Source organism: Staphylococcus ratti (genome assembly GCF_020883535.1).
In the GTDB taxonomy this organism is placed as follows: domain Bacteria; phylum Bacillota; class Bacilli; order Staphylococcales; family Staphylococcaceae; genus Staphylococcus; species Staphylococcus ratti.
On record NZ_CP086654.1, the window covers coordinates 1,790,847 to 1,804,658 of the forward strand.

Sequence of the window (13,812 nt, forward strand, 5' to 3'; positions counted from 1 at the left end):
GCATGACGTTTGTATATAGGGCCGTCGTACTATCCTGCCCATTCTCTTTTATGATATACACACATTAAAAACCAGTAGCATACTTGAGCATGCTACTGGTTTTTTATTATGACTGAATATGTTTTTCAATTTGTTTTGTTAATTCAACTAAACCACGCCACCCGATATGAACTGAGTCACTCATTACATATGGTCGATAGTCTTGGTCAGTCATGTCGTATACTTTACCACCACGAGATGTAATTGTTTTCACAATTTTTTCATCTACTTTTTGACGACGCTCTTTACTAACGTGAATCGAATCATACCATTTTCCATTAACTGGCAACACAACATATTGTACATCCGCATTCGCGGCGTTCATTGTATCTACCAATAATGCTAGATCTTTAAACTCTGGTGAATTTAAACGGAACTCATATTGACGATCGATAGGACGCTTATTCTTTTTGATTAACTTCCAATACGAATCTTTAATACGGTAAGGGTTAGAAGAACTATGCTTTTTACCATAAATCTCTGCTTCCTTATCGAGTTGTTCATAACTTTTCGTATTCAATTTAGATTTATCTACTAATTTCGTTAATTTATCCGTTTCCGGGGATAACGAAATATAGCTTTTTAAGATTTCTATTTTTTCTAAATGATTCGCATAAAATGGGTTGAGGTAATGTCCTTCAACCTTCCCTGTTTTAGCGACTTTCTTTAAAAAAGCATCTTTTTTATTTGTTTTAAAATGTAATAACCGTTGCGCTAAACGTTGTTTTAGATGATTCGGTATGTTTGGATTATCGAAATATTGGTTAATTTGCACTTTTGAGGCACGGCCTAAATAGTTGTTTTCTAAAATACCATTCCGCGTAAACCACTGTGGCGAAATAATAATTGTCATTTTTTTACCTTTTAACTGATCATACTGTGCCCCTAACGCAAGCGTTTGTAATAAATCAGTCTGTCCCCCTGTACCAACATAGAATAAATCAGGCTGCTTTCCTTTTAATAAGATTAGCGGTTGGAACGGGTCATCTTTACGAAGCTCACTTGAGCCATAGACAGGGTAAAAGTTTTTATCTTTCAACATTGCATGCTGAATTGATGAACCTTTAATGACGTTATCTGTATTTGCCACTTGTTGTGTTAACAGTTTTTTATGTGACCAATTGGGCTGAAGCCACGAAGCAGGTATTAAAACAAACGCACCAAATAACAGTGCACTAACAAGAAATGCTATAAGTGCGGGATACTTTAGCTTCATTGTAATTCAGTTAAAACTTCTACAATTTTATTTGGTGTTGCCCATGCTTCACGATCAAAATCCATAATTGATACTTCGATATCCAATTCATTTTGAATTGCTAAAATAAGTTGAACTGTTTGCATAGAATCTAATATACCCTCATCAAATAAACGAACATCTGGTTGTTCTTTTACAATACTATCTTCTGTTACATCTTCTAAAATATTTAATACTTGTTCTCTAAATTCCATATCAATCACTCCTAAATTAAATCAGTTTCCCTGAGAATATTAAAAGTCCAAATGCTATAAAGTGGAAAGTAATAAGGATACCCATTACATTGAAAAACGGATGTTTAAGTTGACCAAAACGTTTTTTACGCCATCTTTCATAATAAGCATATCCAATAAATAATGCTGCATGGAATAAACCATAAATAATGTAATGCCATTCAAGCCCATGCCATATCCCCATAATTCCGAAATTGATTAAAAATGCTAAATTTGATATATGGAATGTTGATTTCATATATTTCTTTTTCGTCATAAAAAAGACGATACGCATATATACACAATCTCTGAACCAGAAAGAAAGCGACATGTGCCAACGGTTCCAGAAATCTTTAATATTTTTAGCCATAAATGGTTTATTGAAGTTCATTGGTGTTTGAACACCTAAAATATAACTAAAGGCTACTGCAAACAAACTGTAACCTGCAAAATCAAAGAAAATATAGAATGTATAGCCATACATGTAAATCCAGTAATCTGTAAATGACGTTAAATGTCCACCCATTGGGGTAGTTACATATTTCTGAATTAAGAATGCCACAATGTATTTGTATAAGAATCCGAGCATAACATAATGGATGGCTTTTTCTAAAAGTTGTCTATATTGCGCTGAATCTGGCACTTTCTTTTCATCTTTGACAAAACGTCTAAAGCGATCAATCGGACCAGATGAAATTGTTGGGAAGAATGTCATAAACGCCAACAATTTCTTAAGTGGTATTTCTTTGATTGAGTGATCACGGATTTCCATAATCAACTGAATACTCTTAAACGCTATATAAGAAATACCTAAAAATCCAAACATACTTAATAGTTTGGAACTGTACATATGTACTTGTCCCGTCCCTAGCCAAGAACTCATAAGAATTTTAACGATAATTAATGGTAATAAGGATAAGAAAAGTACAGTGACATATAATGCTGTAGAGTTGCTCTCTTTATTTTTATTTAATTTTTCATAGCCTTTAATCAATAAAACTTGCCAAATGATGTAAAGGAAAAACGTTATCGTATGATAACTTAAATATTTAATACCTAAAAAATTGTACTTGTGATCAGCAAAAATGATGATCAACATGACAATTGTACTGAGTGCATTATAAATCTTTGATCGTTTACTAAACAATCCTAATATAATAATAGGAAGTAAAATGATAAATGCAATCAAGAAAAAGTGCAATGAACCATATGGTGTCATGATTGATATACCTCGTTAATCATTTTTCGGTCAATTTTACCATTATTATTTAATGGCATTTGTTCCACGCATACCCATTGTTGTGGAATCATATAGTCCGGTAATTCTTGTTTGATACGTTGTTTAATCGCTTTAACTGCTTCTTTTTCATCTAGATCTTGTGATGAAAGCTGTACAACACCTTTAAGCAATTTTACCTTGTTATTTTTGCGCACTGGCACTACCATAGCGTTACTAATTTCGTCTAAGCGATTCAATTTTGCTTCGATTTCTTCAAGCTCCATTCGATAACCGTTATATTTAATTTGGTTATCGATACGTCCTTGAATGAACCATTGATTATTTTCAAATTTTGCGCTATCACCAGTTAAGTAGCCTCGTGTTTTATTTGTTTCAAAAAACACACGTGCACTACGCTCTGGGTCTTTCACATATCCTGCACTTACGCATGATCCTTCAATGACAAGTTCATTCTCTTCTGTCACACGTAATGCTACACCAGGTCTTGGTACACCGATAGGTACACTTTCAAACTGCTCTAATACGTCTTCTGTCACTAAGATACTTGTAATTGCTACAGTTGCTTCAGTTGGACCATACGTATTATAAATTGCAGAATTAGGGAATTGTTTTAATAAACGTTGTGCCGATTTATGTCCAAAAACTTCACCACAGAATAAAAATGTCGATGTGTTCGGCATTTGTTCTGCATTAAATGAAGGTAATAATAAGCACATTTCCATAAATGACGGTGTAGATACCCATACATCTATCGGTTGTGAAACGAATAATTCGTGCAATGCTTTCGGGTTAATAATCATGTCTTTAGACACAAATTGAATCGTTCCCCCAGAAACTAGCGCTGGATATATCGTCATCACAGATAGGTCAAAAGAAAGCGGTGCTTGGTTTAACCAAACTTGTCCTTCTTTATTTTGGTTTAAATCATCTACCCAATGCGCAAAATCTACTAGACTATCATAATAAATCTGCACACCTTTAGGTTCCCCTGTCGAACCCGATGTAAAAATCGTATATGCAATAGAATCTGGACGAATGTTTGAAACGTGTTCTTTTACACCTGTCAACTTCAATGATTCCACGTCAACGACCTTTACATTGTCAATCGTCATTGTGTCGGTCATTGTATTTAAAAATAAACTTGGTTGAATCCTGTTAACGATAGATTCGATACGATTGACTGGAATCGAATAATCAATCGGTACATAGCCACATCCTGCTTTTAATGCTGCAATCATTCCCACAATCATATAGGGCGACATATGTCCATAAACGACAATCGGTTGTGTTGCGTTCTTAAGTTGTAATGCAAGTTCGTTCGAATATGTCTCTAATTCGGAATAAGTTAATGTGTTAGTCTGATGTTGCACCGCATTTTTCTTTGGAGTGGTTTCACTAAAATAACGAATTGCCTCTAAAATATCTCTCATCGTCATTACTCCTTAAATATTAAAATTCATTGTAGACAAATGTACTTTGTGCACCACCGTCTCCGTACAACAAATACAAAGCCATCATAATAGCAAAATAGAATACCATTAATAAAAATGACTTTAGATACACATGATTTGCCAATTTCATAGTACGTCACTTCTCTTCTTTAAAAATTGTCGTGCATAGAACTGGTGATTCAGAAGTGAACAATGTGCCCCATCTTTCGAACATTGACTTCCTTTAAGTTTATTCCCAAAACATAAAACATACTTCACATTTCTCATTCATCTGTTCCATTCATTTACACACGTAATATTATAATACTATTCACTCATTATATCTCGTATTTCGAATAATTTAAGTAAATTTTAAACTAAATCAGACTTAAGTCTTAGAAATATATTTTACTAAAAATTTAGCTTCTCCTACAAGTCTATTTCACTCTAATTTCGTATTGTCATGCTTAACTTAATCCCATAGTTGAGGACTCTATGAAACCTAGTAAATTAGCACTAAAACAAAATTTGAACAGAACCTTCACAATACAACAAAATTTGAGAAATCATTTTGCGTATCGTTTCAGTTCTGTTCAAAATTAAAATACTTTTTTTCTAAACTCATCTCAACCATCATTTGCTCATACTTATAAAAACTACGCTTTATGCATAACTTGGTTACGCGCAGTTCTGTCATTGAAAACATCTTCAATATTAAGCACGCACGTTTGAATCATTTGGTCTCGCGTTAATACTGAAGCACTGCCAATGTGTGGTGTTACAATCACATTGGGGAATTTTAATAATGGATGATCCATTCGAATCGGTTCGTCGCGTACCACGTCTAGTCCAGCTCCTGCGATTTCACCATTTTCGATAGCATCTACTAAGTCTTCCTCTACAACTAAATCACCACGTCTAATATTAATAAATATGGCATCTTTTCTCATTTTTTTAAATGCCTCATGATTGAAAACGTTTTGTGTTTCTGGAGTAGAAGGGGCTGTAGAAATAATAAAGTCACTTTCCTGAATTAACGTTTCAAAAGACGTGTAAAACGCGCCCAACTCGCTTTCGGCTTTTGCATTACGCGAGCGATTATGATATAGAATATCCGCATTAAAGCCTCTTAAACGTCTCGCAAACGCTCTGCCAATTTCACCCATACCAAATATGCCTACTTTTGATCGATAAATATCTTTACCTGCTAATAGATACGGCCCCCAACTTTCCCATTTACCTTCTTGTACATATTTTTCCGCTTCTACGATACGACGAGACGTTGCTAACATTAAAGCAAATCCTAACTCTGCCGTAGTTTCTGTTAATACGTGAGGCGTATTGGAGATAGCGACTTCATGACGTTCAGCTGCTGCTAAATCAATATTATCGTAACCCACTGCCATATTAGCAACAATTTTCAAATGTGGTGCTGCATGAAAAAGTGTCTCATCTATTTGTTCACTTAGTGTGACAAGTAAAGCTGTCTTATCTTTGGCAGCCTCTAAAAACTGCTCTCTTGGCATCGGCGTAAGATGATGATCCCATATTTCAACTTCAGCATATTGCTCTAAACGCGCTTTAAATTTTTCTGGTATCTGTCGCGTGACTAAAATTTTATTCATAGGTATCATTCCCCCTTTTCAAGTTGTTGTTTTAAAACGGTTAAATCTCTTACACTATAAGTAGGAGGCATCGGTTTGGTCATCGCTTCCTGTTCTGAAGTAACACCCGTTTGAACATGTATTGTATCGATTCCCACATTAATCCCCGATAAGATGTCAGTTTCATACAAATCACCAATCATTGCCACGTCTGTTGGATTGACTTGTAGTAAATCCAGCGCTTTTTTCATTATTGGTGTCTCTGGTTTCCCAATAAATATTGGGTCCGTTTTAGAAGATACTGTCACAACGCTTGTTAACGAACCATTGCCTGGTAAAAAACCTTGTTCTTTCGGAATTGAAGGGTCCTTATTGGTTGAGATGAATGTCGCACCTTTTTGTACAGCTAATGTTGCTATCGTTAATTTTTCATATGTGATTTGTTCATCTAAGCCCATGACAACAAAATCCACATCTGTATCTGATTTCAGCTGTAATCCTGCTTCTTTTAACGCCGTCTCTAAACCAGAAGCGCCAACCATATAAACAGAAGCATCTGGTTTTTCAGTTGCAATGTAATCCGCGGTCGCCATTGCAGAAGTAACGACTTCTTGAGGTTTCGCATTAATCCCCATACTTTTTAGCTTTTGAACTACGTCATCTGGAGATTTTGTTGAATTGTTTGTAACATAAAGATGGGGAATATTTTCGGTGTTAAGATAATCAATAAATGCTTTGGCACCTGAAATCGCTTCGTTTCCTTTATATAATGTTCCATCTAAATCAATGAGATATGCTTGATAGGCTTTCATTCTGCACGCGCTCCTTTTCCAAATGCGGTAACAGGTACATTTTCATTTTCTAAAAAGTGAATGACTTCATCAATGAATTGTCGATAATAAGGTATTGCTTCGTCAAAAATTGGTTCGATTTCTTCAACATGTAACGTGTCATATAAATGTACAAAACGCTTGCGTACATCAATCGTTTGATGCAAATGAGTTTGTGTCGATTTAGATATTGCGCCTTCAAGTTCTAAAATATCAATTACATCTTTGTAATTACCAGGATCCCTTAAAATAAAAGCATCAATAATCATATTCCCAATATCTACTGAAGCTTCAATCAACATATGTGCTACACGTTCAAATGCGTAATGGTTTTCCTTCGATGATGCATAATCATTTGTTAGTTGTCTTAAATATGTAAGTTTTCGAGATAATTCTTCCTTATTCACAAAATACATTTTCGTCACCTCTATTATTTTAATCATATCACAATTTTGCAGTTCTATTCATTTATCGTTATACTTGGCTTAACATTTTCATTGAAGGAGCGCTTAAAATGATAGACATGTACTTATATGATGACATTGAGCCTTCACAAGTCCGCTTCGTTGGCTTCGTGGGAGAACATAGTCGTTATGATTTAGTGTTAATCCAAACTGATCGACATTACGGAAAAACACTAGTCTTAAATACACAAACAAATAAATTTGGCATTATTGGAACAGATGATTTAGAAGAAGAAGGCTATATTGCCTATATTTTAGGCGTTAATGACGAAGAAGCAGATGAAATTACTGATTACCTTCATGAAGTCATCCAATAAAACAGATACGGTAAGCATATGTCACTATCCGTACCGTTTAAACAGTGCTACGTGCGTCTTAATTTAAAAATTTGAAGATGAGACGCTTGAAGCTACTCATAAAATTTATAAAGCCAATTACTGCCTAGGATGGAAATGTATTTCGTCATCCTAGGCAGTTTTGTGTGTGACAATCATATTGGTAGATCCGTTTCATTTTTTCACCCTTGAAATATATTGGTCCACTATTTATTTATCTTTTCGAGAAAATTGGCGTTCCAATGCCTTCGCCTCTTTTTGCGCACGCTTTCTAAAAATAAGATTCGTCAATGTCATTTGGACGATAAGGAAACTCGCATTTGTAATCCAATATAAAGCAATTGCGCTTGGCGTTTGCGTGGCTGCAAACATAATAAATAGCGGCATTAAAATCGCTAATACGATTGTGAAACGTTTACGTTCAAAATTCCCCATATTCACTAATGGTTGAATACAGTATAACAGTCCCGCCAAACATGTAAGCACCACAGTAGGATGTCTCAAATCAAAACCTAAAAATTGCATTTCCGTCATTAAAATATGTTCACTCGGATGCTTGATGGCATACAAAAGTCCTAAAAGTATAGGAAACTGTAAAAGCATCGGTAAACACCCAAGCATCGTTTGATAAGGGTGCATCCCGTATTGTTGATACAATTGCATCAATTGCTTTTGCGCTTGACGTTTTTCCTCAGGTACTTGAGTTGCTTTCACTACTTCTTTGGCTTGATTCAGTTGCGGCATCACAACAGGCTTAATCTGTCGGATACGATGACTCACTTTAGATTGACGAATCATAAACGGAAGCATACAAAAGCGTACGAGCAACACTAATAAAATAATCCCAAAACCAAACTGACCACCAAACCAACTACTAAAAAGCCCAAGTAACCATTGCATCGGTGCGATAAATATGGCATCAAACCCTTGTGTAAATAAATTATCCTTCTTAGAAGAACATCCCGTTAAAACGATAATCAAACTGAGCACAAACATTCCCTTTTTAATTTGTGCTAACATCACTCTATCCTTTCTCATACATAGTCATAAATAAGTATAACATGCCTTAAAAACAAAGAAGTATAAATGAAATACTACGACTTCATCTATACTTCTATTTAATATTAAACACTATTCTTGTATACTTGGCTGAATTTTAACGTCTTTTAATTTATCTTCGCTTACTACAAACGCGTCTTCTGCAAAGTGCTTTTCTGCCTCGTGTTTGCTTAATCGACGTACGATGAAATAAGCACATCCAAAATTACAATATTCATATAAATAATCTTGGATTGTAGAGAAACGTTTATTAAAGTCCGCTTTTCGATTTGAATCATAATAAAAGCCTTTCAAGCGTAACTGTTCGTGACCATAATCGCCTACTATAAAATCGTACTTATCTAAAATTTCTGAGTACCTCGCGACAAAGTCTTCTTCAACAAAGCCATCTTGATATGATTCAAGGAGCTCAAAGTAATGGTTACCTACTTTTATCATGTTTATCACACCTTGATATTATTGATTCAATTGCGCTTCACCTAGACGATGTTTTTCTTTGGCTGCTTCATTTACTTGTTCGTCTGCGTGATATGAACTACGTACTAATGGACCTGCTTGGCAATGTTTAAACCCTTTTTCCATCGCGATTTTACGTAACTTACCAAATTCTAATGGTGTGTAGTATTTTTGTACTTTTAAATGTTTACGAGATGGTTGTAAATACTGTCCAATCGTTAAAATATCTACATCATTCGCACGCAAATCGTCCATTGTTTCGTAGATTTCTTCAATCGTTTCCCCTAAACCAACCATAAGACTTGATTTCGTTGGTACGTCTGGTTGTAATTCTTTAGAACGACGTAAAAATTCCAACGTACGATCATATGTGGCACGTGCACGTACTCTCGGTGTGAGACGACGTACGGTTTCGATATTATGGTTAAGAATATCCGGTTTAGAAGCCATTAATGTTTTAAGCGCTTCGTAATCCCCGCCCATATCAGACGGTAAAATTTCAATAGTTGTAAATGGATTGCGTTCACGTACTTTACGTACTGTTTCAGCATACACATTTGAACCTGCGTCTTTTAAATCATCACGTGCTACCGCTGTAATAACCACGTGCTTAAGATTCATTAACTCAACCGACTCTGCTACGCGTTCTGGTTCTTCTAAATCAAGCTCATTTGGCAATCCAGTTTTAACCGCACAAAAACGACACGCACGCGTACACACAGCCCCCAAAATCATAAACGTTGCTGTACGACGTGCTCCCCAACATTCGTGAATGTTTGGACACTTGGCTTCCTCACATACCGTATGTAGGTTTTTTTCACGCATCATTTTTTTGAGCCCAGTATAGTTCTCATTAGTGTTTAATTTTATTTTCAACCAATCTGGTTTACGTAGAATTTCTTCATTTTTTGTAGCCATAACAGCAGATACCCTCCTGTAGTTTTAGGTCTCATTACATTATAACGAACTTTGACTTAAATTAAAATCTAGTGGCTTAATTTCATAGACGCAATAATTTTTCTTTGAAAATGTCTCGCAAAAATTCAGGCATAAGATACGAAACAGCTTCATCTTTTAATAACGGAAAATAACGTCCAAACGTATACATGTCCACAGTACCTAATGTATACGTTTCCTCATCTATAATTTCACGGCCTTTTACAAAACAACGTTGAGAAGAAGCAATATACCCTGCTTCATATAGAATATAACCACCAAAGATATCACCACGAAAACCTAATCCTTGTGCATGTTGATGGATATACTCATTTTGACTTGCTAATAGAATGATTTCTTTTAATTTTCGTCCACTTAATTTGACTCGGACCGTATTAATGGGATGTGGCAACATTTGATGAATATCATACTCTGTCAGTTGCTTATGACGATACCCTTTTACAACTAATCCTGCGTTGATAATTGTGCAATCTGCCTCTGTAAATTCATAAATACTTTCCGCGAGCAGATAGCTCACTTTAGTAATACAATGAGTTGCACTATCTAAGGTCATCGGCTTAGCTATGACTGGCTCGTTTAATAAAGCACGTCCCTCTGAGTCAAAGTCTGTTTCAACTTCTGGCAAAGTAGCTAACGCATGAAGTCTCGCACACTTATGAATGACTTGGCCATCTTCAATATCTAATGTCACTTCACCTAAGAAGTCTCCGTATTTACCAGCTGCAGCCATGAGCACGCCATTTTCTATTTGACCTTTTTCAAAATAATGATGTGTGTGCGCACCAAATATCACATCAATTTCAGGAAGTTTTTCACACAGCATTTCATCAAAAAATATACCCACATGACTCATTACAAGTAGCACATCATATTCATTTTTATGGCTCACTATTTCAGCTTTAATCGCTTCAAACGGGTCGGTTACGACCCAGTCTAAAGCACGATAAAATGGTGTAAAAGGCGCTGTTACAGCAACAAACAACAACCGGACTCCATCGATATTTTTTATAATAGAAGACACGAAATTTTCAGGTAATGCCCCTTTGTCATCAAATACGTTTGCACATGTAACCGTAAAATTAGCATCTGAATATAACGTTTGTAGGGCTTCGTGTGAGAGTGTCATCCCTTCATTATTTCCAATCGTAGCAATATCACAATCGGCATCATTTAACAATGCCACATTACGTTTCCCCATCGTCCCTTCTGTTACAGGTAAAGACAAATCAACGTGATCACCAATATCAATGTAAAGCGAAGGATGACCTAATAATGAGCGATAATCTGCCATATAACGTGCGATACGTTGATACTCATGCAAATGACTATGTATATCGTTAGTATGATAAATTGTGATACGCATATACCTCTCTCCTTATCCTGCTATTGTTTGAAAAATTAAGTACATGCCTAACGCCAACATGACGATACGCAAAATTAAAACAATGACATCTGATTTTATCGCTTTATTAACTTTCACACCAATTTGCGCACCAATGTAGCTAGAAATAATTAATACAATACCATACCCCCATACGACATGGTTTAAAAGAATGTGACCGATTGAACCAGCTAAGCTCGAAAAGAATATCATCATCATACTTGTCCCTACCGCAACATGTGGTGGAAAACGGAAAACGAGCAACATTAATGGTGTCATTAATGCCCCTCCGCCGATACCAAATAAACCTGAAGTAAGACCAATAATAAAAGAAGCAATGATAGCAATATACGGTACTACGCCGTATTCATAATGGACACCATGTGCATCTACAAAATGCTTCATATATTCGGGTTTCTGAAAGGCTTTAATGGGAGGAATTTTATGTCTCATCATGAGTAACATTGCGACAAAAATTAAAAATATACCAAAATAAAAATTAAATGAATCTATCGTCAAATAGCGACTTAAATAAGCACCTATAAAAGCACCAGGTAAAATACCCACTAAAAAAATAAGGCCATTTTTAACATCGACTTGCTTCACTTTCAAATAACCTAATGTAGACGAAAGACCTGTCGCAATAAGAATGATTGAAGAAGTTCCTATTGCGGTTTGAGGGGTAATGCCTTGCAGTAATCCTTGCGTCATTCCAAAATAAATCAATGTCGGGACGATAATGATGCCTCCACCAATACCTACTAATGACCCGATGATTGCTGAAACTAACCCAATAATGATTAATAACGCTATACTCATCACATTACCTCCTTATTAAAAAAGTTTAAGTTGTTGTAGTGCGAGACCTTCATAGTCAATATCCAGATATTTTTGAAAGGTTTTAGCATTATTAGCCGCATGCCCACCAGAATTGTTATTAAAAATAACATACACATGCTTGGCTTTTTGATTTAAAATACGTACTTTATCAGCTAAATCCTGTAATTCTGTTTCTTTGTAGTTATATAAATAGCGGACATCTCGCCATTCCTGATCAGACATATCTTTTTTCGTCCATCCGTGAATATTACGGCCATGAAAGCGTACAAAGGCCGTCTCATGTGTGACACGATTAACAAGCGGAATACAGCCATCTCCGACTTGAGGTTCGTCACATACGGCATGAATCAGTTCTTGCTCAGTTAAAAATTCAAGCGTATATTCTTTCATTTTGTCTTCAAACCATGAACGATGTCTAAATTCAATACAAATAGGTACGTTTTCCAATTGTGATTTAACAAAACGAATATATTTAATATGCTTAATATTACAATCAAACCAAGGCGGAAATTGTACAAGCACCATGGCAAGTTTATTTGCTTGAGTTAAAGGTTGAAGCATGAGATTAAATGATTCAAATAACGCTTCTCTAGTATCTGCGAAATCTTTATAATCTGCATGCAAAGTAAGTGCTTGATGAATTTTAACTACAAATTTAAAACGTTCAGGTGTTGTTTTAATCCATTTTAAAATATTGCGTTCAGGTTGAATGGCGTAATACGATGCATCTAGTTCAACAATCGGAAAATGACTTGCGTATGTTTGTAATTTATCTGTTTTCCTCGTTAAATCTTCATATAACGTATCGTGGTCGCCCCACCCCGTCAGTCCTATCTCTATCATGTATATCACCGACTTCATTTTATCATATTCATTCCATATTATACGACTTCAACATAAAACCTTTCGTTTCTTTAAACAGACTTAGGGTAAAATTAAGAAAATATCCTTTTAGGAGTGACAAATAATGGAGCAATTGACTTATGGTTCACATCAAGATCAACATTATGATATTTACGTTAATCCAAACAGTCAAAGTACCACTTGGATCGCATTGATACATGGCGGTTATTGGCGAGAAAAATTTGACAAACACATGATGGGCCCGTTTATCGATGCACTCATCGACGCAGGTTACTCTGTTATTAATATAGAATATCGCCGTGGCCAATCACATACTTGGCCGGCGCCATCAGATGATGTCCACGATGCCATTCAACATTTTAGAAACTCGCAGTTTACGCCGAAAAAAATTATCGGAATCGGACACTCTGTCGGAGGTCAAATCGTTTTATTGCGGCATAGTGATTTCGATGCTATTGTCGCATTGGCGCCAGTTACCGACGTACTTTACACGCTACACAATCATCTTGGACAAGATGCTGTACCTGAATATTTTGATACGCATAATACAAACGCTTTAAAATTAGCGTCTCCACTTACGCAACTTCCTGTAGAAACGGATATATTGCTTATCCATGGATACAATGATACTTCTGTTCACATTGATACGTCGATATCTTATGTACACGAAAACTATCGTAAAGGCTACTTTACAACCTTTTATGCATTGCCGTATTTAGATCATTTGGATTGTATTAATCCTAAAGGTGCGCACTTTCATTTGATGTTATCTTGGTTAAAACAATTTGCAACGCCATAAAAATAAAATTAAAAGATTCATGAGGGTACAAAAGTTATGACCTCATG

16 protein-coding genes are annotated in these 13,812 nt (G+C 35.6%); 2 read left to right on the plus strand and 14 right to left on the minus strand.

Annotation, left to right across the window (positions count from 1 at the left end; translation table 11 throughout):
- Nucleotides 1-106: 106 nt before the first annotated feature.
- From dltD to LN051_RS08605, 8 genes are all read right to left on the minus strand, one after another.
- Entirely contained in the window at nt 107-1,255 is a 1,149-nt protein-coding gene (dltD, locus tag LN051_RS08570; protein WP_229292125.1) for a D-alanyl-lipoteichoic acid biosynthesis protein DltD, read from the minus strand.
- The gene (dltC, locus tag LN051_RS08575; RefSeq protein ID WP_229292126.1) at nt 1,252-1,488 is read right to left on the minus strand and encodes a D-alanine--poly(phosphoribitol) ligase subunit DltC; all 237 of its coding nucleotides are present in this window, start codon (nt 1,486-1,488) and stop codon (nt 1,252-1,254) included. Before dltC ends, dltD begins: the two co-directional genes overlap by 4 nt.
- Before the next feature lie 16 nt (nt 1,489-1,504).
- On the minus strand, nt 1,505-2,725 hold the full coding sequence (dltB, locus tag LN051_RS08580) for a D-alanyl-lipoteichoic acid biosynthesis protein DltB (RefSeq protein WP_229292127.1): 1,221 nt from the start codon (nt 2,723-2,725) through the stop codon (nt 1,505-1,507).
- Nucleotides 2,722-4,176, minus strand: coding sequence for a D-alanine--poly(phosphoribitol) ligase subunit DltA (dltA, locus tag LN051_RS08585; RefSeq protein ID WP_229292128.1), 1,455 nt, complete (start codon nt 4,174-4,176; stop codon nt 2,722-2,724). The genes dltB and dltA overlap by 4 nt, the downstream gene beginning before the upstream one ends.
- A gap of 19 nt (nt 4,177-4,195) precedes the next feature.
- Nucleotides 4,196-4,327: a teichoic acid D-Ala incorporation-associated protein DltX gene (locus LN051_RS08590; RefSeq protein ID WP_229292129.1), complete on the minus strand. Its 132-nt coding sequence runs from the start codon at nt 4,325-4,327 to the stop codon at nt 4,196-4,198.
- A gap of 505 nt (nt 4,328-4,832) precedes the next feature.
- Nucleotides 4,833-5,801 carry a 2-hydroxyacid dehydrogenase gene (locus LN051_RS08595; protein WP_229292130.1) on the minus strand — a complete coding sequence of 323 codons (969 nt, stop codon included), beginning with the start codon at nt 5,799-5,801 and terminating at the stop codon, nt 4,833-4,835.
- 5 nt (nt 5,802-5,806) lie between these two features.
- Nucleotides 5,807-6,592 carry a TIGR01457 family HAD-type hydrolase gene (locus LN051_RS08600; RefSeq protein WP_229292131.1) on the minus strand — a complete coding sequence of 262 codons (786 nt, stop codon included), beginning with the start codon at nt 6,590-6,592 and terminating at the stop codon, nt 5,807-5,809.
- Nucleotides 6,589-7,026 carry a DUF86 domain-containing protein gene (locus LN051_RS08605; protein WP_229293657.1) on the minus strand — a complete coding sequence of 146 codons (438 nt, stop codon included), beginning with the start codon at nt 7,024-7,026 and terminating at the stop codon, nt 6,589-6,591. Before LN051_RS08605 ends, LN051_RS08600 begins: the two co-directional genes overlap by 4 nt.
- 98 nt (nt 7,027-7,124) lie before the next feature.
- Between LN051_RS08605 and LN051_RS08610 the strand changes: the two genes are divergently transcribed.
- On the plus strand, nt 7,125-7,391 hold the full coding sequence (locus LN051_RS08610; protein ID WP_229292132.1) for a DUF3055 domain-containing protein: 267 nt from the start codon (nt 7,125-7,127) through the stop codon (nt 7,389-7,391).
- A 228-nt stretch (nt 7,392-7,619) separates the two neighbouring features.
- Here LN051_RS08610 and yidC read toward each other — a convergent pair whose 3' ends face one another.
- The 6 genes from yidC to LN051_RS08640 all read right to left on the minus strand — a co-directional run bounded on the left by yidC (nt 7,620) and on the right by LN051_RS08640 (nt 12,945).
- Nucleotides 7,620-8,447, minus strand: coding sequence for a membrane protein insertase YidC (gene yidC, locus LN051_RS08615; RefSeq protein WP_229292133.1), 828 nt, complete (start codon nt 8,445-8,447; stop codon nt 7,620-7,622).
- A gap of 93 nt (nt 8,448-8,540) precedes the next feature.
- Complete coding sequence (locus LN051_RS08620) at nt 8,541-8,906, minus strand: YutD family protein (RefSeq protein WP_229292134.1); 366 nt, start codon at nt 8,904-8,906, stop codon at nt 8,541-8,543.
- Between the two features lie 18 nt (nt 8,907-8,924).
- On the minus strand, nt 8,925-9,842 hold the full coding sequence (gene lipA, locus LN051_RS08625; RefSeq protein ID WP_229292135.1) for a lipoyl synthase: 918 nt from the start codon (nt 9,840-9,842) through the stop codon (nt 8,925-8,927).
- An 82-nt stretch (nt 9,843-9,924) separates the two neighbouring features.
- Entirely contained in the window at nt 9,925-11,244 is a 1,320-nt protein-coding gene (locus LN051_RS08630; protein WP_229292136.1) for a bifunctional metallophosphatase/5'-nucleotidase, read from the minus strand.
- Between the two features lie 12 nt (nt 11,245-11,256).
- Nucleotides 11,257-12,081, minus strand: coding sequence for a sulfite exporter TauE/SafE family protein (locus LN051_RS08635; protein ID WP_229292137.1), 825 nt, complete (start codon nt 12,079-12,081; stop codon nt 11,257-11,259).
- 15 nt (nt 12,082-12,096) lie between these two features.
- Entirely contained in the window at nt 12,097-12,945 is an 849-nt protein-coding gene (locus LN051_RS08640) for a DUF72 domain-containing protein (RefSeq protein WP_229293658.1), read from the minus strand.
- A 124-nt stretch (nt 12,946-13,069) separates the two neighbouring features.
- On the opposite strand from LN051_RS08640, the gene LN051_RS08645 reads away from it, so the two are divergent.
- Nucleotides 13,070-13,765, plus strand: coding sequence for an alpha/beta hydrolase family protein (locus LN051_RS08645; RefSeq protein ID WP_229292138.1), 696 nt, complete (start codon nt 13,070-13,072; stop codon nt 13,763-13,765).
- The last annotated feature ends 47 nt before the right edge of the window (nt 13,766-13,812 follow it).